The sequence below is a fragment of the Pseudomonas sp. B14(2017) genome (genome assembly GCF_002113255.1).
GTDB classification, from domain to species: Bacteria; Pseudomonadota; Gammaproteobacteria; order Pseudomonadales; family Pseudomonadaceae; genus Aquipseudomonas; species Aquipseudomonas putida_Z.
Map to the genome: position 1 here is coordinate 87,155 of NZ_NEJY01000007.1, position 20,295 is coordinate 107,449.

The 20,295-nt window shown below is 58.1% G+C and carries 25 protein-coding genes and 1 pseudogene; all 26 read left to right on the forward strand.

Translation table 11 applies throughout. The features are described 5' to 3' along the window. The first annotated feature begins 9 nt into the window (after positions 1-9). The 26 genes and pseudogenes from CAG34_RS08860 (at position 10) to CAG34_RS08970 (ending at position 20,284) form a co-directional block, all read left to right on the forward strand. Positions 10-273, forward strand: a complete 264-nt coding sequence (locus CAG34_RS08860; protein WP_085589319.1) for a hypothetical protein — start codon at positions 10-12, stop codon at positions 271-273. After that, positions 266-655, forward strand: a complete 390-nt coding sequence (locus tag CAG34_RS08865; RefSeq protein ID WP_218191901.1) for a hypothetical protein — start codon at positions 266-268, stop codon at positions 653-655. Before CAG34_RS08860 ends, CAG34_RS08865 begins: the two co-directional genes overlap by 8 nt. Beyond that, entirely contained in the window at positions 639-800 is a 162-nt protein-coding gene (locus tag CAG34_RS27810) for a host cell RNA polymerase inhibitor (protein ID WP_143516435.1), read from the forward strand. The genes CAG34_RS08865 and CAG34_RS27810 overlap by 17 nt, the downstream gene beginning before the upstream one ends. Next, positions 797-1,156: a hypothetical protein gene (locus CAG34_RS08870; protein ID WP_085589321.1), complete on the forward strand. Its 360-nt coding sequence runs from the start codon at positions 797-799 to the stop codon at positions 1,154-1,156. Before CAG34_RS27810 ends, CAG34_RS08870 begins: the two co-directional genes overlap by 4 nt. Positions 1,157-1,183: 27 nt before the next feature. Beyond that, positions 1,184-1,876, forward strand: a complete 693-nt coding sequence (locus tag CAG34_RS08875) for a DUF2815 family protein (RefSeq protein WP_085589323.1) — start codon at positions 1,184-1,186, stop codon at positions 1,874-1,876. Then, the gene (locus CAG34_RS08880; protein ID WP_085589325.1) at positions 1,876-2,322 is read left to right on the forward strand and encodes an endonuclease I; all 447 of its coding nucleotides are present in this window, start codon (positions 1,876-1,878) and stop codon (positions 2,320-2,322) included. Before CAG34_RS08875 ends, CAG34_RS08880 begins: the two co-directional genes overlap by 1 nt. Further along, complete coding sequence (locus tag CAG34_RS08885; protein WP_085589327.1) at positions 2,322-2,762, forward strand: N-acetylmuramoyl-L-alanine amidase; 441 nt, start codon at positions 2,322-2,324, stop codon at positions 2,760-2,762. Before CAG34_RS08880 ends, CAG34_RS08885 begins: the two co-directional genes overlap by 1 nt. An 86-nt stretch (positions 2,763-2,848) precedes the next feature. After that, positions 2,849-3,418: a hypothetical protein gene (locus tag CAG34_RS08890; RefSeq protein WP_085589329.1), complete on the forward strand. Its 570-nt coding sequence runs from the start codon at positions 2,849-2,851 to the stop codon at positions 3,416-3,418. A 28-nt stretch (positions 3,419-3,446) separates the two neighbouring features. Continuing rightward, a pseudogene (locus tag CAG34_RS29405) lies at positions 3,447-3,533 on the forward strand (primase-helicase zinc-binding domain-containing protein); the annotation flags it as partial. A gap of 63 nt (positions 3,534-3,596) precedes the next feature. Further along, positions 3,597-5,066, forward strand: a complete 1,470-nt coding sequence (locus tag CAG34_RS08895; protein WP_256573538.1) for a DnaB-like helicase C-terminal domain-containing protein — start codon at positions 3,597-3,599, stop codon at positions 5,064-5,066. 13 nt (positions 5,067-5,079) lie between these two features. Next, on the forward strand, positions 5,080-5,283 hold the full coding sequence (locus CAG34_RS08900) for a hypothetical protein (protein ID WP_085589333.1): 204 nt from the start codon (positions 5,080-5,082) through the stop codon (positions 5,281-5,283). A 25-nt stretch (positions 5,284-5,308) separates the two neighbouring features. Next, positions 5,309-7,357 (forward strand): DNA polymerase, encoded by a 2,049-nt coding sequence (locus tag CAG34_RS08905; protein WP_085589335.1) that lies wholly within the window; start codon positions 5,309-5,311, stop codon positions 7,355-7,357. A gap of 19 nt (positions 7,358-7,376) precedes the next feature. Further along, positions 7,377-7,715, forward strand: a complete 339-nt coding sequence (locus CAG34_RS08910; RefSeq protein ID WP_085589337.1) for a hypothetical protein — start codon at positions 7,377-7,379, stop codon at positions 7,713-7,715. 205 nt (positions 7,716-7,920) lie between these two features. Further along, on the forward strand, positions 7,921-8,853 hold the full coding sequence (locus tag CAG34_RS08920) for a hypothetical protein (protein ID WP_085589341.1): 933 nt from the start codon (positions 7,921-7,923) through the stop codon (positions 8,851-8,853). Between the two features lie 101 nt (positions 8,854-8,954). Beyond that, the gene (locus tag CAG34_RS29410) at positions 8,955-9,209 is read left to right on the forward strand and encodes a phage protein (RefSeq protein WP_085589343.1); all 255 of its coding nucleotides are present in this window, start codon (positions 8,955-8,957) and stop codon (positions 9,207-9,209) included. 8 nt (positions 9,210-9,217) lie between these two features. Next, positions 9,218-9,499, forward strand: coding sequence for a putative phage head protein (locus tag CAG34_RS27815; RefSeq protein ID WP_143516437.1), 282 nt, complete (start codon positions 9,218-9,220; stop codon positions 9,497-9,499). A 17-nt stretch (positions 9,500-9,516) separates the two neighbouring features. Beyond that, positions 9,517-9,942 carry a GNAT family N-acetyltransferase gene (locus tag CAG34_RS27820; protein WP_143516439.1) on the forward strand — a complete coding sequence of 142 codons (426 nt, stop codon included), beginning with the start codon at positions 9,517-9,519 and terminating at the stop codon, positions 9,940-9,942. Further along, the gene (locus tag CAG34_RS08930; protein WP_085589345.1) at positions 9,914-10,183 is read left to right on the forward strand and encodes a hypothetical protein; all 270 of its coding nucleotides are present in this window, start codon (positions 9,914-9,916) and stop codon (positions 10,181-10,183) included. The genes CAG34_RS27820 and CAG34_RS08930 overlap by 29 nt, the downstream gene beginning before the upstream one ends. Positions 10,184-10,195: 12 nt before the next feature. Continuing rightward, the gene (locus CAG34_RS08935) at positions 10,196-11,812 is read left to right on the forward strand and encodes a portal protein (protein WP_085589348.1); all 1,617 of its coding nucleotides are present in this window, start codon (positions 10,196-10,198) and stop codon (positions 11,810-11,812) included. A 74-nt stretch (positions 11,813-11,886) separates the two neighbouring features. Next, positions 11,887-12,768: a hypothetical protein gene (locus CAG34_RS08940; RefSeq protein ID WP_085589350.1), complete on the forward strand. Its 882-nt coding sequence runs from the start codon at positions 11,887-11,889 to the stop codon at positions 12,766-12,768. A 153-nt stretch (positions 12,769-12,921) separates the two neighbouring features. Continuing rightward, complete coding sequence (locus CAG34_RS08945; protein WP_085589352.1) at positions 12,922-13,977, forward strand: phage capsid protein; 1,056 nt, start codon at positions 12,922-12,924, stop codon at positions 13,975-13,977. 73 nt (positions 13,978-14,050) lie between these two features. Beyond that, positions 14,051-14,647 carry a phage tail protein gene (locus CAG34_RS08950; RefSeq protein WP_085589354.1) on the forward strand — a complete coding sequence of 199 codons (597 nt, stop codon included), beginning with the start codon at positions 14,051-14,053 and terminating at the stop codon, positions 14,645-14,647. 13 nt (positions 14,648-14,660) lie between these two features. After that, on the forward strand, positions 14,661-17,021 hold the full coding sequence (locus CAG34_RS08955; protein WP_085589356.1) for a hypothetical protein: 2,361 nt from the start codon (positions 14,661-14,663) through the stop codon (positions 17,019-17,021). Between the two features lie 26 nt (positions 17,022-17,047). Beyond that, entirely contained in the window at positions 17,048-17,488 is a 441-nt protein-coding gene (locus CAG34_RS08960) for a phage protein Gp13 family protein (RefSeq protein WP_085589357.1), read from the forward strand. A gap of 9 nt (positions 17,489-17,497) precedes the next feature. Then, a complete protein-coding gene (locus CAG34_RS08965; RefSeq protein ID WP_085589359.1) occupies positions 17,498-18,046 on the forward strand; it encodes a hypothetical protein in 549 nt (182 codons plus the stop codon). Between the two features lie 9 nt (positions 18,047-18,055). After that, the gene (locus CAG34_RS08970; protein ID WP_085589362.1) at positions 18,056-20,284 is read left to right on the forward strand and encodes a hypothetical protein; all 2,229 of its coding nucleotides are present in this window, start codon (positions 18,056-18,058) and stop codon (positions 20,282-20,284) included. Positions 20,285-20,295 lie beyond the last annotated feature (11 nt).

Genomic DNA, 20,295 nt, shown 5'->3' on the forward strand with positions numbered 1-20,295 from the left:
GGGCCAACCGTGCCTGCTGTTTACCTGCACCACAACCGTGGAGTTCCAGCGCTGCGCTTCACCGTCCGAGTTGATCGCGAGATCCGCTTGGTGAAGACCCAACCGTTCAACACCGTGGCTCATGACGAGGACCACGAGCACCTCTACCTCGTGACCAAAGGCCGCTGCGAGCAGGCCATGAAGCTGGGCCGACTGCGACTGCATCCGTACACCGGACGCTTCCCACGACTGGCTCTCATCTGGCAACGATTCAAGGAGGTGATCAATGATTGATTACGAGTGCTGCAAGATCTGCAACGACATCCCGTGCCGCTGCAAGGTCCTCGAAGCTCCGAAGGCGACACCTGCCCGAGAGCTTACCGGTGGCTCCGTGGACTACTACACGGTCCGCATCGAGAAGCCGACCAACAAGTACTCCCTGCCGTACACCGCTGAGTGCAACGACATCATCGAAGCGCTCAAGATGAACTACGCCCAAGGCAATGCCTTTAAGGCCATCTGGCGTCAGTGTGCAGCCGCAGCCCTCGAACTGGTTAAGCCAGGGCAAGAGGGTGACGAGGGCCTGTACGACTCTCAGAAGGTCGAGTTCTTCGGTGGCCGCATGGTCGTCCAAGCGAAGCAACGCAAGGAGGCCAGCCATGCCCGAAGCCACTGAGAAGCGACTGTTCAAGGTCACGGTGATTCACCTCGGCTTGGTTGAGGAGGTCCCTGTGTGGGCCTTGGATCTCGGCGATGCCCATGCTAAGGCCGAGGCTGAATACGGCACGGTCCTACGTGTGCGTCCGCAGGTGACCCCATGAACTACGCACAGGGCGGCTACCGCTCCAAGCCTGACGGCTATCTGCATCTCCAGAACTTCGCGGTCACCAAAAGCTCGGGCCTCGCCGGTGCCTTGTTCAACTACGTGATGACCTCACGGCAGAAGGACATCGTTGAGGCTTCGCTGCTGGAGATCGCTGAGAAGGATCCTGACCGCAACTTCGCGCACTTCAAGCACGAGGTGTGGCGGTTCCACAAAGCGTTCCTACGGGAGCACTTCAAGTCGGTGGTCTACGGGGCCTTCAAGCTGTTCCGCAGGAATGCGAGCGAGCTTATGGCTATCGAGATCAACCGCGAGTATCTGGCGACTCAGGTCGCTCGACTCAAGTTCAACTGAAACCCATAGACAAGGAGGTCTATACCAATGAGCAACTTCGTTAAACGTCCACAAGTCATCACCCCTCGCGGCACTGTGGAGCCGTACGCCTACATCTCGAAACCCGACTTCGGTCGTGATCACTTCGCTACCGAGCGTGGCAAGTACAAGCTGGCTCTGACCATCCCGACCGATGAGGCTCAACCCCTCATCGACAAGATCGTCAAGTGGCACGAGGAGTCCTATGCCCGCCGACTGGCCGAGCACAAGAAGAACCCTCCTCAGGTCCAGCGCGGCAAGAAGCCCCTGCTGCCGTACGAAGGCGACCTGCCGTTCGTTGAGAACGACGATGGCACAGTGACCTTCCGCATGTCCTCGTACGATCGCTTCGAGGACCGCAAGACCGGCAAGACTGTCATGAAGCCGCTGAAAGTCTCCGACTCTCGCGGCAAGGCTCTGGCCGAGGTCCCGAACATCTCCGGTGGCTCCGAGGTGAAGGTCAAGCTGACCCTGCTGGACTACGGCTGGACCCCGACTACCGGTGCCTCCGTGAAGCTCCAGATCGACGCTGTGATGCTGCTGAAACTCGTTGAGTTCGGCGGTGGTGAGGAAGATTGGGGCGATGAAGTCGAGGAAGATGGCTTCGTGGCCGAGGACGCTCCGGCTCGCTCGGAAGGCTCCGTAGGTGGCGATGAGTCCGATGAGGTTCCGTTCGATCAAGACGACGCCGGGGACTTCTGATGGCTCGCTACGCTGGGGCACGGAACGCCCGAGCGGGGGCATATCGCTCCGGACTGGAAGAGAAGAACTCTCAGCTCTTGGATGGGCTGGGGGTTCCTTACGACTACGAACGGTTCCATCTGGTGTATCTGGTGCCCGCAAGGAACGCCAAGTACACCCCGGACTTCGTACTGTCGAATGGAATCATAGTGGAGACGAAAGGGCTGTGGGACGCTGACGACCGCAAGAAACACTTGCTGATTCGTGAGCAGTACCCGGACCTCGACATCCGCATGGTCTTCTCTTCGAGTCGCTCGAAGCTCTACAAAGGGTCGCCGACTTCGTACGCAGAGTATTGCGACAAGCACGGCATTAAGTTCGCTGACAAGTTGATCCCGAAAGAATGGCTCAAGGAGGCGCGTAAGGAGGTTCCTGATGGAATCCTCATCAGCAAAGGAGGGCAATAATGGCTCGTGTACAGTTCAAGCCGCGAGTGCGCACCGATCTAATCGTGGTGCATTGCGCTGCAACTAAGCCCGGTATGGACATTGGGCTGCGAGAGATCCGCATGTGGCATCGCCAGCGCGGTTTCCTTGATGTTGGTTATCACCTCATCATTCGCCGAGACGGCACCGTAGAACATGGTCGAGACATCGGCGTGATCGGTGCGCATGTCAAAGGCCACAACTCGACTTCGGTCGGCATCTGCATGGTCGGTGGTGTCGATGATGCCATGGAACCTCAGAACAACTTCACGGATGCACAGTTCGCAACTCTGCGCGAACAGCTGCGCGACCTCGAACGTACTTACCCTGAGGCTCGTGTAGTCGGTCACAACGAACTTGACGATGGCAAGGCTTGCCCGAGCTTCAACGTCCAAGAGTGGCTTGCTGCTAATCCGCTGTAACAAAACCCCTCACACGTAGTTGCACACCCTGCCTCCGAAAGAGCGCGGGGTAGTTGCGCATCAAACTTGACATAGGAGGTAACTTCATGGTTACTCGTGCTGCACTTGAAGCGGCCTTCGATCTCTTGGGAAACCTACAGAGTCGAGGGGTTCGTTGCATCATCGCTGGTGGTTGTGCCCGTGACATCTTCTTCGGGGTTAAACCGAAGGACATCGACATCATCACCGCAGGTGCAGACTTCACGAAAGTGATGATCGCACTCGACCACTTCAATGTCCCGTTCACGATCCAGCCGTTCTACGATACGAACGAGTCGGACCGCGTTAAGGGCTGCTTCAAGATCCAGAACTTGCCTGTCGATGTCATCGTGTATGACTACGACTGTGTGACCGAGGCTGTCGATAACTTCGACTACAACCTCAACCAGTTCGCGGTAGTTGAAGCGCACCACGGGGTAGAGGGCGCGTACGTTCGGTTCCTCGGTGAGAAACACTGGGGCAAGCTGGAGGTCGTCCGCAGGATTTACCCTGAGTCTCGTGCAGCAGCGCGATACCAGAAGATGCGCGACAAGTACATCGACCTGATTCCGCGAAGAGCAACTGGCGAAGAACTTCCTGTGACATGCCCGGTGGGTGGTCAAGATGCGCCATTCTGATGCGGAAGATAGTCAGTTCCTCCACCACATGCCCTGTGATAATTGTGGCTCGTCAGATGCAAATGCACTGTATACTGACGGTCACACGTTTTGCCACTCATGTGAACATTACGTTGCTGGTGACGGATCCGATAGCGCCGTACGTGCTCCTACTAAGAGCGTTGCGGGCTGTCTGGAAATGGGCGATGCGAGTGGTCGTTACCAAGGACTTCCGGCTCGGGGTATCCAAGAGGAAACCTGTCGTAAGTTCGGGTACTGGGTCGGTAAGCATTACGGTGTCAACTACCAGATCGCCAACTACTACAGTCCAGATGGCTCGCTCGTATCACAGAAACTTCGGGACAAGGACAAAGAGTTCAAAACTCGCGGCAAGTTCTCGAAGACTCAACTGTGGGGCGCTCACCTCTGGAACAGTGGACGGAAGATCGTTATCACCGAAGGTGAGATCGACTGTCTCTCGGTAGCTCAGCTGCAAGGCTGCAAGTACCCGGTAGTCTCCATCCCGGCTGGCTCGAAGTCTGCCAAGGCTGCGTGTGCTGCGAACTATGAGTACCTCGACCAGTTCGACGAGATCATTCTCATGTTCGATATGGACGAGCCAGGGCGATTAGCTTCTCAGGAAGCCGCCGAGGTTCTTCCGGCTGGCAAGGTGAAGGTCGCGGTGCTTCCGCTCAAGGATGCGAACGAGTGTCTCTTGGCCGGTCGCGGCAAGGAACTCATGGATGCGATCTGGAACGCTGGGCCGTTCATTCCGGACGGTGTGGTGTCCGCGAAGTCGCTGAAAGAGCGCATCAAGAACAAGAAGGTCGTTCCGTCGATCCCGTTGGATGCTCCGCAGAAGCTGCGTGACATGACCAAGGATGCACGGGGCGGTGAGCTTCTCTTGGTGACCTCGGGTTCGGGCAGCGGCAAGTCCACCTTCGTTCGCCAGAATACCTACAACTGGTTCCACCGGCAGGGTATCAACGTTGGCGTAGCGATGCTGGAGGAGGCCGTCGAGGAGACGGTGCAGGACATCGTGGGTCTTCACCTCAAGACTCGCCTTCGGCAGAACCCGGAAGCGACCACTGAGGAGCAGTTCGACGAAGCGTTCGACCTTCTGTTCGAGAGCGACAAGCTGTTCCTGTACGACTCGTTCGCTGAGTCCGTCGAGGACCGGTTGATCGCCAAGCTGCACTACATGGTCAAGGCGCGGGACTGCAAGGTCATCGTGCTCGACCACATCTCTATCGTCGTGTCCGGCATGGACGACAACAGCGACGAGCGCAAGACCATCGACCGACTCATGACGAAGCTGAAAGCCTTCGCTAAGTCGAACGACATCCTGATGGTCGTCATCTGCCACCTCAAGAACCCGGAGAAGGGCACGCCTCACGAAGAGGGTCGAGTGATCAAGGTCACCGATCTGCGCGGCTCCGGATCTCTGCGACAGCTGAGCGACACCATCATTGCAGCAGAACGAAACCAGCAGGGTGAGAACCCGAACTTGGTCCTGTTCCGCGTCCTCAAGTGCCGCTTCACGGGTGAAACCGGCGAGGCAGGCTTCATGAAATACAACAAGCAAACTGGCTGGCTTGATCCTGTCTCGGAAGAGTGGGGGCCGGACTATTCGTCGATGCCTGATACTTCGGAGGAAGGCGATTTCTAAGGAGGGAAACCCTATGTTCATCATCAAATTCTATCGCGCTGTAGTGGCTCAACTGGTCAAGGCGCTGGAGAAAGCCGCAGAGGTCAACCGCAAGGAAGCGGCTCTGGCCCGTGCGACCGTCGAGAAGCTGGTAGCTGCCGCAAAGGCTGCTGATGAGGTCGAAGCGACCTTGCGTGCCGAGGCTGCGAAGCTCAAGGAACTGACCGCAACCAACTGAAAACACATCGCTATAGGAGGGCCACATGCTCATCTTTGACGTTGAGACTGACGGCCTTCTGGCCGAAGTGTCTAAGTTCCACTGTGGGGTCACTATTGACCCTATCAGCGGCACAGTACTACGATACCGACCGCATCAATTTGCTGAGTTCATCCTTTCACTGGAGCTTGAAGCCGCCAAGGAAGATGGTCTGCTAATCGCCCACAACGGGATCGCTTACGACCATCCGGCACTCGACAAGCTCAAGCGGATGCACCTCGGCAAACGCCTGAACATCCCACGGCAGAAGCTGTTCGACACACTGACCGCATCGCGATTGGTCTACTCGAACATCAAGGAACGAGACAGCGCCCTTGTGAAATCCGGCAAGTTGCCCGGAAAGCTCATGGGGTCGCACAAGCTGGCTGCGTGGGGTTATCGCCTCGGGATTCTCAAGGGGTCCTACGGTGAACAGGAAGACGCATGGGCGATCTTCACGGAAGAGATGCTTGAGTACTGCGTACAGGACGTACAGGTCACTTGGGCACTGCTCGACCGACTCCTCGGCGATTCGTACTACTTCCCGCAAGGATGCGGACAATGGGTCAACTCGATTCGCCTGGAGCATCAAGCCGCATGGACGCTGGCTCAGATGGAGAGGAACGGATTTCCTTTCGATGAGGTTGCAGCTGAGAGGCTGTACATGGAGCTGGCAGGACGCCGCTCGGATCTCCTCATGCAACTCATCAAGACCTTCGGGTCGTGGTATCAGCCGCACGGAGGCAAGGAAGCCTTCCTACACCCACGGACGGGTAAACCGCTGGCGAAGTACCCACGGGTCAAGTACCCACTCAAGGGCGCGATCTGGACAGGGACAGGGAAGTCCCGGCGATTGGCGAAGACGGAAACCATGGAAGGTGCCCCGTACACGCCCGTGAAGCACATCACGTTCAACCCCGCGAGCCGGGATCACATCATCAAGGTCCTCAAGGATGCGGGATGGGAACCGATGGAGTTCACCCCTACGGGTGCTCCGAAGGTCGATGATGAGGTGCTCGAACACGTCAAGGTCAAGGACCCGCAGGCTCAGGCTTGCATCGACCTCGTACGTGAGTACCTGATGATCCAGAAGCGGATCGGTCAGTTAGCCGAAGGTGAGAACGCATGGATGCGTCTCGTAGCCAAGGATGGCTGTATGCACGGCTACGTGAACTCGAATGGGGCAGTAACAGGACGTGCTACCCACTCGTTCCCGAACATGGCTCAGGTGCCTTCTGGTACTGCTCCGTTCGGGCCTCAATGCCGCGCTCTGTTCGGCGCTGGACTCAAGGGATGGGTTCAAGTCGGTGTCGATGCGAGCGGCCTTGAGCTTCGCTGCTTGGGTCACTTCGGTGCTCCATTCGACGAAGGTCGTTACATGAACATCGTTATGCACGGTGACATTCACTGGACTAACGGTGTCGCTGCCGGGATCTGCCCGGACGTACCTCGGGACAAGCACGATGCTTACCACGAGGAGCGCCGGTCGATTGCCAAGACGTTCATCTATGCGTTCCTGTACGGAGCCGGTGATGGTCTGGTGGGTAGCTTTGTCGGTGGCGGTAAGGCCGAGGGCAAGGCGCTCAAGAAAGACTTCTTGGACAACACCCCGGCGATCTCCTCGCTGCGTGACGCTCTCGAAGCGCAGCTGGTGGAGTCGCAGAAGTGGAACCAAGCGCTCAAGCGCTTCGACATCAAGTGGAAGCGCCGTTGGATCCGTGGCTTGGATGGCCGCAAGGTCCACGTTCGGTCGCCTCACAGTGCGCTCAACTCCCTGCTGCAATCGGCAGGTGCTCTTGTGTGCAAGGCGTGGGTCGCCGAGACAGAGCGGGTACTCATGGAAGAGTACGGCCTCGTCCATGGATGGGACGGGGACTTCGCCTTCATGGCGTGGGTTCATGATGAACTTCAAATCGCAGCTAAAGATCAAGAGACTGCACAGATAGTTGCTGAGGCTGCACAAACTGCAATGCGTAATGTTCAAGTAATGTTCAACTTCCGGTGTCCGTTAGATACCGAGGCGAAGTTCGGCGCAACTTGGAAAGATTGCCACTAATATATAAGGAGTAACTTTCATGGCTATTACCGTCAAACTTCGTCACACCTTCGATACCCGTGTGGTATTCACTTCGGCGGAACTGGAAAGTGTCCGCAAGGAGATGGAAGTTCTCGTTGGCAAGTTGCAAGCTGCCTTGGACAAGAACGAAGTTGAACAGCACCTGAGTCCGAAGCAAGTGGCTGCCGTCAAGGTTTCCATCGAGCGCTCTGAGCGTGCCTTGATGAAAGACGACGAGAACTTCGTGATTGATCTCGTGCAACATGGTGTCCGCTTCAATCTCCGCAAGGACATGGGTGACACCTTCGAGCACCTGAACATCACCCGTGTCTCGCCGGTTCAAACTGTGGTGCTCTGATGGATGAGTACCTCAAGTTCCTCTACTACATCAAGATGGAGCCACGAACCTATAAGTCCAACTTCGCAAGGGAACTTGCAGTCTCAATCGCCGAAGCCGCCAGCCGAGGGCATATTACTGCTCTTAACGGTGCTGGCATTGTCTCTGGCTATTGGACACTTACTGCAAGTGGCGTTCGGCTGTTAAAGAAACACGGGAGGATTCAATGAGCAAACGGATTGCATTGTTGTTAGATGGTGACTACCTCGTGATGCACGCTATGAAAGGTGCAGAACAGGAAGTGGACTGGGGTGATGACGTGTGGTCGCTTCAATGCGATCACGCTCAGGCTCGGCAAACTCTGGAGAACTCCATCAACGGTATCCGCGAGCGCCTCCGTGAGTTCCACAATGCCAAGTTGGTAATGGTCTTCTCCACGAAGAACGGTGATGACAACTGGCGTAAGTTCGTCCTGCCGACCTACAAGGCCAACCGCAAGGGGACCCGCAAGCCTGTGGGTTACCCGGACTTCGTGGCGAAGGAACTCGCTAACCTCGAAACGTACTCCCACACGTTCCAGTGGCACGGCCTGGAGGGCGATGATGTCATGGGCATTCTCGCGACTCACCCGGAGTATCTGGACGTGGACGAGGCGATCCCTGTGTCCTGCGACAAGGACTTCAACACGATTCCCGGTCGGTTCTACTGGCTGACGAACAACAAGGTCGTGTCGAACACCGAGGCCGATGCTGACAAGTATCACCTGTACCAGACCATCAAGGGCGACACCACGGACGGCTACGGTGGCATTCCGGGTGTAGGCGAGAAGGTCGGCACTCAGGACCTGTGGGACTGGCTGGACAAGCCTTCGTTCTTCTTCGAGGCCAGCCGTGTGATGAAGTCTGGTCCTCGCAAGGGTGAAACCGTGTGGTCGTGGACGAGCCTTCCGGGCGACGAGGCCGAGTGTGCCTTCGAGCATCCGATCACCTACTGGGACTGCGTGGCCTCTCTGGCTCGCAAGCAGGGCATGGCGTACGACGACCTGATCACTCAGGCGCGCGTGGCTCGCATCTGCCGCTCCTCCGACTTCGACTGGGAAACCATGAAGCCGATCCCGTGGAATCCTCCTCACGAACCCTTCGATCCGGGCCGCGATTAAAGACCCTCACTCGTAGTGGGAGATCCCTCTGTCCCTCTGAGAGTTTCATATCTTAGAGATTCTCTTAGGGACTCTTTCAGATATGGAGGTTTATTAATCATATGTTATCCGCCATTCAGCATCACTTCGACAGTCCAGACGACATCCCGGCGATTCCAGCAGGGGCCGCTCAGTTCCTCCAGGCACGTACCAACTTCTCATATCTCACCCGTGTAGGTGCGATTGACGAACTACGGAAGGCTGGCTGGACCGAGGCGGCAATCTACGGATTCGTCGAGGGTGCCAACTTGGTCACTGAGTTGATCGAGTTAATGGACTCTGCTCAACAGCAGCGTATGGAGGACATGCAGGCATAGGAGGTGCCATGTGCTTTTCAAGTAAGGTCAAGACACCGAAGGTAAGTTCCGACATTCCAGCACCAGAACCCGTACTGCTCGAAACTCCGAAAGGTGTCGAGTATGGCGATGGGTCTGCCAGTGGTGACGAGAACGATACCGATAACCCGGCTCGTGTGGATCTGGATGATACAACTTCCGGTTCCGTAGGTTCTGCTCTCGATAAGCCGAAAGGCACCATCAAGAACTCCACCAGCTACTCCACCAGCGCAATCAAAAAGAGCCTCGGCGCTCGGACCAAGACCCGATGAGGTACGAGGTCACGTACTTGGAGGAGGGCGAACCGACACTCGTCGGGACTCCTATCTCTGATGCGGTCGCCGAGATCACAGAGTTCACCTGGACATCGACACCCGAGGAAGCCATTGAGCGAATCACCGGGGATGTCGAAGCGAATGATCGTTACGAGATCCAAGCGATTAACTCCGAGGGCCGAGTTGTCGCAGGCGCTGTTATTACAGCCGATGACGATTGTCAGGTGGGTGAACTGATCTCTGTCCAATGGTGCTACGTGTCGCCCGGCTATCGGGGCCGCGTGGGCATCAAGATGATCAAACTTGCGTGGGAGTTGGCCGAGAGAACCGGCTATCGAGTCATGGCGTTCACTCACCGAAGGGCAGAGGGACGCTACGAGATCAACTACAGGAAATTAGGAGGACCCAAGGATGGGCAAGAAAGTAAAGAAGATCGTTAAGAAGGTGACCGGCGCTGTCGGCTCTGCAACTGGTGGCCTCATCGGCGGTGACGCTAAGCCTCCAAAGAATGACGCCCCGGCAGAGCAACCAGCACCAGCAGCCGCACAGGTGGAAGCTCCGACCACGGACACCGCGAACGATGACGACAGCGACACCGAGGCTGCACGCAAAGCTGCCCGAGCGCGAGGCAAGCGCGGCCTGTCCATCGCCCGTTCCAGTGGCACCGGTCTGAATATCTAACGGAGGTATCGTATGGCAGAAGCTCGCACGGGCTTCGGGGCCAACGGTGCCAAGGAAACTTACGACAGGTTAGTCAATGACAGATCATCGTACGAGACTCGCGCAGAGAATGCCGCAGCGCTCACCATCCCTTCGCTGTTCCCGAAGTCATCTGACGGTGCCTCCACCGACTACACGCAACCGTGGCAGTCCGTAGGTGCCCGAGGTCTAAACAACATCGCGGCCAAGCTCATGCTTGCGCTGTTCCCGAGTACTCCGTGGATGCGCTTGCAGCTGTCGGAGTTCCAAGCAAAAGAGGTCCTCACGGATCCTCAGCAACTGTCGCAGATCGACGCAAGCCTCTCGATGGTCGAGCGGATCTTGATGTCTTTCATGGATGCCAACAGCTATCACCCGACCCTCTTCGAGTTGCTCAAGCAGCTGCTCGTGGCTGGCAATGGGCTGCTGTACCTGCCTCCTCCGGAGGGCGACCAGTTCAAACCGCCGAAGCTCTACAAGCTACACAGCTATGTGGTGCAACGAGATCCCTTCGGCACCATCCTCCAGATGATCACCTACGACCGGGTAGCCTTCGCGGCTCTACCGGAGGACGTACGGAACACCCTTGAGGGTGACCACGATCCTGATGAGTTGATCGACGTTCACACGCACATCTACCTCGACGATGAGTCCGGTGACCAGTACCTGAGCTATCAGGAAGTTGGCGGCAACGAGGTCGATGGTTCCGATGGTCAGTATCCCTTGGATAGCTGCCCGTGGATCCCTGTGCGCTACGTGAAGATGGATGGCGAGAACTACGGACGTTCGCACGTCGAGGAGTACATGGGCGACCTCCAGTCGCTTGAGAACCTCACCGAGTCAATCGTCAAGTTCTCCATGATCGCCTCGAAGGTGGTCGGTCTGGTCAATCCCAATGGCATCACTCAGGTGCGCCGATTGGTCAAGGCACAGACTGGCGACTTCGTTCCGGGCCGTGTGCAGGACATCGAGTTCCTCCAGCTGGACAAGACCGCCGACTTCTCGGTGGCTCGTACAGTCGCTGAGAACATCGAAGGTCGTCTGTCGTATGCCTTCATGCTCAACAGCGCAGTGCAGCGCCAGGGCGAACGAGTGACAGCCGAAGAGATTCGGTATGTCGCCAAGGAACTGGAAGACACCCTCGGTGGCGTCTACTCGATCCTCGCTCGGGAGCTACAGCTTCCAATCGTCCGCAACCTGATGACTCAGCTTCAAGCTACCCAACTGATTCCGGACATGCCGAAGGAAGCCGTAGAGCCGACCGTAAGCACCGGTATGGAAGCACTGGGCCGTGGTCAGGATCTCGACAAGCTCACTCAGTTCACGAACTTGGTGATCCCGCTGTCGCAGGTACAGGACCCGGATCTGAACATCGGGAATCTCAAGGTCCGCATTGCGAACGCCTTGGGCCTCGATACCGCAGGCTTGATCCTCACCGATGCAGACAAGGCCAAGCAATTGGCTCAGTCGGCTATGCAGGATGGTGTCTCCGCAGGTGCCCAAGGCATCGGCGCAGGTGCAGCCGCTCAGGCTACCGCAAGTCCGGACGCTATGTCCGCTGCGATGGACTCCATGGGCGTTCAAGCATCTCCGGTCGGACAGGTCGGCTAAAACCCTCACTGGTAGTGGCATAACGGTCCTCGTTGTGTCACTGCATCCATCACTTCTGAAAACAAGGAGACACAATGTCCGCAGATGTTTATGCCGAGTTCGGCGTTCGTAATGCTGTTATCTCGTCGAATGATCCTCGTGAACACGAGCAGAACATGCTGGCTATGGACGTAGCTGTCCGTGATGGCGACGATGAGATCCGCTTGGAGCAACCTCAGGAAGAGGGCTTCAACGGTGTAGAAACCACTGACAACAAAGAGCCTGAGGCCAATGAGCCGGAAACCTCCGATGTCAGTGAGGCCGGTGATGATGCTGGTGAGCAGGACTTCGAGCCTCTGGCCGAGCCAAGCGACGAACTGAAACAGAACGTCCAAGCGCTCGACGAGTACGCCGAAGGCTTCGACACCATGCGTGCTCATGCCGTGGCGAATGGCTTGTCCGAAGAGGCTGCGAATGCGGCTGAGGATGAGTACGAGCGTACCGGCAAGCTGTCCGATAAGACCTACGAGGCCCTCGCGAAAGCAGGCTACTCGAAGGCATTCGTCGATAGCTACCTGCGCGGCCAAGAGGCCCTCGCTGAGAGCTACGCCTCGGGCATCATCAAGTATGCCGGTGGTCAAGAGAAGTTCGACGCCATCGTCGCCCACATGCGCACCAACAGCCCGGAGTCCCTTGAGTCTCTGCAAGCTGCCATGGAGCGCAAGGATCTGGCGACCGTCCGTTCGATCATCAACCTCGGCGCTGCAAGCCGTGGCAAGAAGTTCGGGAAGTCCCCTGAGCGTAACGTGATGACCAAGGCCGCTACCGCTCCTCAGGGACGCGCTAAGCCGCAGGTCGCCGTCGAGCCGTTCGCTTCCCGTGGCGAGATGATCGCCGCAATGAACTCCAAGGAATACCGACTGGACGAGCAGTTCCGCCGCAAGGTTGAGCAGCGCGTCATGGTGTCGAGCTTCTAAGGAGCCAGCAGCACCCGAGGGCAGGACTAAAAGCCCTCACTCGTAGGCAGAAAAGACACTTCGACTCTTCGGGTATATCCCGAGGATTCGTCGTGCCTGCCGTTCAAGGAAGCCCCGCAAGGAATGCGAGGGCAAGCATAAGGAGATGAACACATGGCAAATGCACAAGGCGGTCAACAGATTGGTTTGGATCAAGGTAAGGGCAGCACCAGCACGGATTTGCTGGGCGGCTTCCTAAAGGTCTTCGGCGGTGAGGCTCTGGCCGCATTCGCTCGTCGTGCCGTAGTCGTCACTCGACATATGGTCCGCACCATTCAGAACGGTAAATCGGCCAGCTTCCCAGTCATGGGTCGCACCAAGGGTTACTACCTGAAAGCCGGTGAGAACCTCGATGACAAGCGCGGTGACATCAAGCACACCGAGAAAGTGATCGCCATCGACGGCCTGCTGGCTACCGATGTTCTGATCTACGACATCGAAGATGCGATGAACCACTATGACGTGCGTTCCGAGTACTCCTCGCAGATCGGTGAGGCTCTGGCTATCGCGGCTGACGGTGCAGTACTGGCCGAGATCGCGAACCTGAACAACCTGCCATCGACCTCGAACGAGAACATCGAAGGCTTGGGTTCTCCGACCATCCAGTCCATCGGTTCCCAATCGGCTCTGTCCGACCAAGCGGCCCTCGGTACTGCGATCATCAAGGCGCTGACCACTGCTCGTGCAGACTTCACTCAGAAGTACGTGCCAACCGGTGACCGTACCTTCTACACCAAGCCTGAGTACTACTCGGCGATCCTCGCGGCTCTGATGCCGAACGCAGCCAACTACCAAGCGCTGATCAACCCGGAAACCGGTGCGATCCGCAACGTGATGGGCTGGGAGATCCTCGAAGTGCCTCACCTGACCGTAGGTGGTGCTGGTGATGATCGTGATGGCACCAACCAGAAACACGCCTTCCCGGCTACTTCGTCCTCGACCGTTCCTGTTGCTCTGGACAACGTTGTCGGCCTGCTGTCTCACCGCACTGCTGTGGGCACCGTGAAGCTGCGTGACATGGCCCTGGAGCGCGACCGCCGTACCTCCCTGCAAGCTGACCAGATCGTTGGTAAGTACGCAATGGGTCACGGTGGCCTGCGTCCGGAAGCCGTAGGCGCTGTGGTCTTCGACGTAGCGAAAGCTGCATCCAAGGCCAAGGTAACCGCCTAACCCTATGAACCCCTCATGTCCTCTTTTGGCTTGAGGGGTTTTTTCGTTAACACCAGCGCACAAGGAGGTGCCAATGGCTTCTGCATACGATGAAGCAACACTGTACAGCGCCGATGAACTGGAGGCTGTGAACGACATGCTCGCTGCTATCGGCGAGTCCCCAGTGAACACCTTGGAGGACGGCTCAAACGCTGACGTAGCGAACTGCCGACGACTACTCGCCAAGGTGAACCAAGAGGTCCAAGCGCGGGGCTGGACGTTCAACATCGAGACTGACGCGACCCTGACCCCTGATGTCTTCTCGAAGCTCATCACTTGGGAGGACAGCTTCCTACGGGTGATGGTCGATGGATCCGCAGGGACCTACACGAACCGTGGCGGCTACGTCTATGACCGCACCAACAAGACCGACGAGTTCGACGACCCGATCACCGTGAGTCTCATCCGGCTCAAGAGCTTCTCCGAGATGCCTGTGCCGTTCCGGTCCTACATCATCGCCAAGGCATCGCGGCGCTTCAACATCAGGTTCTTCGGGGCCTCTGAGATCGAAGCGACTCTTCAAGAGGAAGAGAACGATGCTTGGGTAGCCGTTCAAGAGTACGAGCTTGACTACGGTGTCAACAACATGCTGGACGGTGACTCGTGGACCTCCGGGCGAATCAGCCGCTGATAGGGAGGTGACAATGGGCCTCGTAAGCCAATCAATCAAGAATCTGAAAGGCGGTATCAGCCAACAACCGGACATCCTCCGTTATGCCAACCAAGGCGTAGCGCAGGTGAACGGGTGGTCCTCCGAAACCGAGGGCCTCCAGAAGCGACCGCCGACCAAGTTCGTCAAGTACCTCAATCCCGTGGATCACTGGACGAACAACCCGTATGTCCACCTCATCAACCGGGACGCCCAAGAGCAGTACCTCGTGATCTGCGATGGCGCTGGAATCTCCGTGGTGGACCTGCTGGGGAATGCCTATACGGTTCGTAATTACAATGGCTATGCCAACTGCTCGAACCCTCGCGAAGACCTCCGGATGGTCACCGTGGCGGACTACACGTTCATCACGAACCGGAAGGCTGTCGTCGGACTGGGGCCTACGGTGTCTCAGTCGGGCTACCCCGCGCTGAACCGTCGAGCGATCATCAACGTCCGGGGCGGTCAATATGGGCGAACCCTGACCGTCACCATCAACGGTGTCCAGCTGGCCTCCTTGACCATCGCGAACGGCTCTGTCGCTACTGACGTGAGTCAAACGGATGCCCAGTGGATCGCTCAGCAACTGGCAACTCAGATCGTGACCCATGCGGGCTACGGGGCTGTGGCCGGGGCAGGGTACGTGATGATCACCACACCCGAGGACATCACCTCGATCTCTACGGCGGACGGCTACGCTGGGCAGCTGATCAACGGGTTCACCTATCAGGTCCAGACGTTCTCCAAGTTGCCCGCTCAGTGCGTGCCTGGGTACATCGTCGAGATCACCGGGGAGAACACAGCAGCCGGGGACAACTACTGGGTCATGTACGATGGAGTCGGCATGGTCTGGAAGGAAACCGTAGCGCCGGGAGTCATCACCGACCTCAACAACCTGACGATGCCTCACGCGCTCGTGCGGGCCGCTGATGGTCAATTCGACTGGACCCCGCTCAGCTGGGGCACCCGGACCTCTGGTGATGACGACACGAACCCGTTCCCCTCGTTCCTTGATGGGACGATTAACGATGTCTTCTTCTTCCGGAACCGTCTCGGCTTCCTGTCGGGCGAGAACGTCATCATGTCGAGGACTGCCAAGTACTTCGACTTCTTCCCGGCCTCCGTGGCTGCGCTGAGTGATGACGACCCAATCGACGTAGCGATCTCGCACAACCGCATCTCGATCCTCAAATACGCCGTACCGTTCTCTGAACAGCTGCTCCTCTGGAGTGACCAAGCGCAGTTCGTCTTGACCGCCTCAGGCGTCCTCTCGGCGAAGAACATTCAGCTTGACCTAACGACCGAGTTCGACGTGAGCGATAACGCCCGTCCGTTCGGTGTGGGCCGAGGTGTGTACTTCGCGGCTCCTCGTGCCAGCTACGCGAGCATCAAGCGGTACTACGCAGTGCAGGACGTATCGGACGTGAAAGACGCTGAGGACATCTCGGCTCACGTACCGAACTATGTCCCGAACAACGTGTACGCGATCCACGGGTCAGGCACGGAGAACTTCATTACGGTGCTGAGCGATTCTGCTAAGCAGGTCGTCTTCATCTACAAGTTCCTGTACCTCGACCAAGAGATCGCCGAACAGTCGTGGAGCCATTGGGATATGGGCGAGGGTGTCGAGGTCCTCTCGGCGCAGTGCATCGGGTCGTTCATGTGGATGATCCTGAGGCGTCCCGGTGGCATCACCTTGGAGCGCTTGGACTTCACCCGGAACTCTATCGACGTGACCGGTGAGCCGTACCGTGCCTACATGGACATGAAAGCTCCGGTGACCCCGGCTGCTTACTACGATGACGACTACCGTTCGGTCATCAACCTCTCGGACGCCTACGGGTTCATTCCGACCTCAGGCGACTTCTGGACCCTGAGTGACGATGGAGTCTTCCAGCTTCACGAGGAGCCGGTCGGTGGCTGGGCGTCTGTCTCCGGGCAGATCTTCCTTGACGGTGACGTGACCGGTCGGACCTTCGTTCTCGGGATGCGCTACGAGTTCCTGTACGGGTTCTCCAAGCTCCTCATCAAGCAAACGGCTGACGATGGCTCCTCGACTACCGAGGACATCGGGCGGCTCCAGCTGCGCAGGGCTTGGGTCAACTACGAGAACTCCGGGGCCTTCGACATCTCCGTGGACAACGGATACACCGAGTACGTCTACACGATGTCCGGTGCCCGCCTTGGGGATCGTGAGGTCGGCCAACAGGCCCTCGGGACCGGACAGTTCCGCTTCCCTGTGTCTGGCAATGCTCAGAATCAAACCCTCGTTCTCACCTCTGATTCGCCTGTCCCTGTGAACATCATCGGGTGCGGCTGGGAGGCGAACTACCTGCGCCGGTCTTCCGGCATCTAACCACTCACCTTGAGCAAGGAGGCTCTATGCGACTACACAAGGCCAACTACGGCCACCTCTACCAAGCGGCTATCAACCTCGCCCCAAGCGACCGTGCCGAGATGGACCGAGTGAAGCCCGGACGTTGCCCTGTGCGAGTCCTCACGGCCTCCTCAAGTGAGCCGAGCATCAAAGCGATCACCGACGACCGGGGCAATGTCCTCGCCGTTGGTGGCACGCCCGGTGACTGCATCTGGTTCGTCCACACGACCCATGCGGATGCCCTGAGCCCTCGGGACAAGATGCGAATGTTCTTCATGCTTCGGGACTACCTGCGAGTCGTCCAGGGCGAAGGTGTGACACGGACCAACATCGTGTCCTTGGAGAACACCAAGCACATCAAGCTCCTCAACGCCCTCGGGTGTACGTGGGGCAACTACAAGCGGGCGTTCTGTGATGACACCCGATTCCGTCAATTCTTTCTATGAGGAGGCCGTATGTGTGAACCCGTAAGTATCGGCCTCGCAGCCGTAGCGCTCATCGGCGGTTTGTCCGGTGCGCACGACCAAGCGAAGGCAGAAGGTGCAGCTGAGGACGCCAAGCGCAAGTCGCAGATCCAGATGATTAAGCAGATGAACTACGCAAATGCTGACCTCAAGATGGACCTGCAAGACAAGAGCGAGCAGGCGCGTCAGAAGCTCACCGACATCAACCTCAAGTCCCTGAGGAACCAAGGGATGCTCAACGCGGCTATCGGCGAGTCCGGCCTATCGGGCAACTCCCTGAACCGCATCAAGCGAGTCACCGCAGCCGACAGTGCCCGCGAGTCTGACTCCGTGATCGAGAACTACCAACGCGACTACCAGTCGATCTTCGCCAACGAGGTCGGCAACGTCGAGAACACCAAGTCGGCCATTGAGGGCGCAGCGCCTACGCTCCGGACCTCAGGACTCTCGAAGGCTCTCGGTGTCATCGGATCGACCGCAGGTGCAGCAGCTCAAGGCTACGGTGTCGATCAAGCGAACGCAGCCGCAGCAGCCAAGTAAGGAGGGATCATGGCTAATACAATCAATGAAGCGCTACAGAACCAAGAGCGTACAGGTGTCGAGGCCCTCCGGAACACCGGCAGGATCGGCTACCGGGCTGTCAATGTGCAGGCCGCACCGGTCGCCCCGAGTGCCCTGTCGAGCCTCGCCCAGTTCGCCCAGCAGGGTGTCCGGGCGTACGCTGGGTATCGTCAGGCTCAGGTCAAACGAGCCGATGCGCGATCCGATGAGATCCTCTCGAAGCTGACCCCTCAGCAGCGCCGGGATGCCCGAGCGAACGGCACCTTGCTCTATCAAGACGACTCGGACACCATGGCCGCTCTGGCTCGCAAGGTCGGTCGGAACGGGGCCTATGACCTCGACTTGGAACTCCAGCAGAAGATCAACGAGGGTAAGTTCAAGACCCAAGAGGACCTCCAGACGTATGCCGTGCAGCGCCGTATCGACGCCTCGAAGACGTACGCTGAGGCCAACGGGATCGACCCGCAGGACAAGGACTTCAACCTCGGTTTCAACTCGGACATCTCGCACCGGAACAATGCCCTTGCTGACACCATGGCTCAGCACCTGTCGAAGCAGTACCAAGCCTCGATGGTCATGCAGGGCACCACGGAACTCAACTCGCTTCTTGAAGACCCGAGTATCCTACAGAGCGAGCACGGTCCGCAGCAGGTCGCCGACTACCTGAATCACCAGCTTGAAACCGGTGGCATTGGTGACGAGCAGATGGCCGTCTCGATCCTCCAGCGATCCCTACAGGGAGCCGCAGGTCGCCCCGGTGCTGCTGCGTTCGTCAAGGGTCTTCGCGACAAGACGGTGAACCTCTACGGCAAACCGGTGAAGGTCAGTGATGCTCTTGGCGCAGACCAGATGGATGAGTTCGAGTCGAGGGCTGCACACGCTACCTTCACTCATAATCACGATCTCTCGACCAAGTTCGGCGTAGCCTTGCAGAACGCAGGGGCGAACCCGGACACAGCCGCAGGGATCGCTACGCTCAACCAGCTGGAGATACAGCGCCAGAAGATCCAAGGGACTGACATGCAGACCCCGGAGGCCCAACAGATCCTCCAGATGCGTGCCACGATCCTCTCGAACCAGAAGGCTCAGCAGGGGCAGCGCCAGTCGCAACAGGTGAAGCTCCAGCAGCACAGCAACAAGATGGCCGCATTGCAGGCCCGGTTCGACCAGCGGTTCAATGGTGAGAGTGCCTCCACGGACATCAGCACCATGCCCTCGGACGAGAACACCGGGACTTGGAGTGAGCAGGACTCGGTTAACTTCGCGGTCCAGAAGCTCGCTCAGATCGACGGGAATAGCCAGCTGTCCGACGAGCAGAAGAACACCGAGAAGCTCAAGTACCTGCGCAACGATTCGTCGAACGGCGGGTTCCGCAAGTTCTTCCAGCAACTCGGGGACGATGCCCAGCGCCAGTACCAAGGCTTGGTCGTATCGCCGTCCACTCAGATCTCGGACGCCACGACTGACAAGATCAACCAAGGCATGGCGGTCTACAAGGCCGACCCGGCGACCATGGCGGCAGTCTACCCGGAGCAGGCAGCTTTCTATGAGCGCCTGATGAACCTCCAGTCCTCCGGCCTCGGCTTGGACGTAGCTGTCGAGGATGACCGTACCGCACGAGCAGCCACCAAGGAGCAGCAGCAACTTGCCGACCAGAAGTGGAACGACTTGAAGACCGGTAGCGACTCCTCGGTTCCTTTCGTGCCTGCGCCTCTGGATGCAGCCGCTCGAACCCTCTTCAACGCTGAAATGTACCGGACTGGTGACGAGGGTAGGGCGAAGGCTGTGGTGAACGATTTCCTCGGGAAGACGACCACGACCTTCGGGAGCGACACCAAGACCCTCGGCACGGTGACCAAGCGCGCCTTGATGCTGGACCCTCAGGACCCTACCAGCTGGCAAGCGGGCCGGGAGCTTCTGAGCCAGCACATGGATGCCCTGGCGGCGGAACATCCGCACATGAACAAAGAGGACTTGGAGGTCGTCGAGACTCCTCGGGGAATCTTCATCACTGACCCGTGGCACACCATCAACATGACGCAGCCGATTACCACTCAGATGCTCCAGCAGGAAGCAGCCGACCAGACCCGCAAGGCGTCTGCCGACAAGATCGACCTGTACCGGCAAGAGGCTGGCCGTCGAGAGATGGACCCGTTCTACAACAAGAAGCGCCCAGCCGGTCCGTTGATCGGAGGAGGTGACTTCGGACTCAACTAACAAGGAGGTTT

What these genes read in the sequence shown, in the direction of transcription:
- CAG34_RS08865 (WP_218191901.1), top strand. Translation starts at nt 266, where the DNA reads ATGATTGATTACGAGTGCTGCAAGATCTGCAACGACATCCCGTGCCGC.
- CAG34_RS27810 (WP_143516435.1), top strand. Translation starts at nt 639, where the DNA reads ATGCCCGAAGCCACTGAGAAGCGACTGTTCAAGGTCACGGTGATTCAC.
- CAG34_RS08870 (WP_085589321.1), top strand. Translation starts at nt 797, where the DNA reads ATGAACTACGCACAGGGCGGCTACCGCTCCAAGCCTGACGGCTATCTG.
- CAG34_RS08875 (WP_085589323.1), top strand. Translation starts at nt 1,184, where the DNA reads ATGAGCAACTTCGTTAAACGTCCACAAGTCATCACCCCTCGCGGCACT.
- CAG34_RS08880 (WP_085589325.1), top strand. Translation starts at nt 1,876, where the DNA reads ATGGCTCGCTACGCTGGGGCACGGAACGCCCGAGCGGGGGCATATCGC.
- CAG34_RS08885 (WP_085589327.1), top strand. Translation starts at nt 2,322, where the DNA reads ATGGCTCGTGTACAGTTCAAGCCGCGAGTGCGCACCGATCTAATCGTG.
- CAG34_RS08890 (WP_085589329.1), top strand. Translation starts at nt 2,849, where the DNA reads ATGGTTACTCGTGCTGCACTTGAAGCGGCCTTCGATCTCTTGGGAAAC.
- CAG34_RS08895 (WP_256573538.1), top strand. Translation starts at nt 3,597, where the DNA reads ATGGGCGATGCGAGTGGTCGTTACCAAGGACTTCCGGCTCGGGGTATC.
- CAG34_RS08900 (WP_085589333.1), top strand. Translation starts at nt 5,080, where the DNA reads ATGTTCATCATCAAATTCTATCGCGCTGTAGTGGCTCAACTGGTCAAG.
- CAG34_RS08905 (WP_085589335.1), top strand. Translation starts at nt 5,309, where the DNA reads ATGCTCATCTTTGACGTTGAGACTGACGGCCTTCTGGCCGAAGTGTCT.
- CAG34_RS08910 (WP_085589337.1), top strand. Translation starts at nt 7,377, where the DNA reads ATGGCTATTACCGTCAAACTTCGTCACACCTTCGATACCCGTGTGGTA.
- CAG34_RS08920 (WP_085589341.1), top strand. Translation starts at nt 7,921, where the DNA reads ATGAGCAAACGGATTGCATTGTTGTTAGATGGTGACTACCTCGTGATG.
- CAG34_RS29410 (WP_085589343.1), top strand. Translation starts at nt 8,955, where the DNA reads ATGTTATCCGCCATTCAGCATCACTTCGACAGTCCAGACGACATCCCG.
- CAG34_RS27815 (WP_143516437.1), top strand. Translation starts at nt 9,218, where the DNA reads ATGTGCTTTTCAAGTAAGGTCAAGACACCGAAGGTAAGTTCCGACATT.
- CAG34_RS08930 (WP_085589345.1), top strand. Translation starts at nt 9,914, where the DNA reads ATGGGCAAGAAAGTAAAGAAGATCGTTAAGAAGGTGACCGGCGCTGTC.
- CAG34_RS08935 (WP_085589348.1), top strand. Translation starts at nt 10,196, where the DNA reads ATGGCAGAAGCTCGCACGGGCTTCGGGGCCAACGGTGCCAAGGAAACT.
- CAG34_RS08940 (WP_085589350.1), top strand. Translation starts at nt 11,887, where the DNA reads ATGTCCGCAGATGTTTATGCCGAGTTCGGCGTTCGTAATGCTGTTATC.
- CAG34_RS08945 (WP_085589352.1), top strand. Translation starts at nt 12,922, where the DNA reads ATGGCAAATGCACAAGGCGGTCAACAGATTGGTTTGGATCAAGGTAAG.
- CAG34_RS08950 (WP_085589354.1), top strand. Translation starts at nt 14,051, where the DNA reads ATGGCTTCTGCATACGATGAAGCAACACTGTACAGCGCCGATGAACTG.
- CAG34_RS08955 (WP_085589356.1), top strand. Translation starts at nt 14,661, where the DNA reads ATGGGCCTCGTAAGCCAATCAATCAAGAATCTGAAAGGCGGTATCAGC.
- CAG34_RS08960 (WP_085589357.1), top strand. Translation starts at nt 17,048, where the DNA reads ATGCGACTACACAAGGCCAACTACGGCCACCTCTACCAAGCGGCTATC.
- CAG34_RS08965 (WP_085589359.1), top strand. Translation starts at nt 17,498, where the DNA reads ATGTGTGAACCCGTAAGTATCGGCCTCGCAGCCGTAGCGCTCATCGGC.
- CAG34_RS08970 (WP_085589362.1), top strand. Translation starts at nt 18,056, where the DNA reads ATGGCTAATACAATCAATGAAGCGCTACAGAACCAAGAGCGTACAGGT.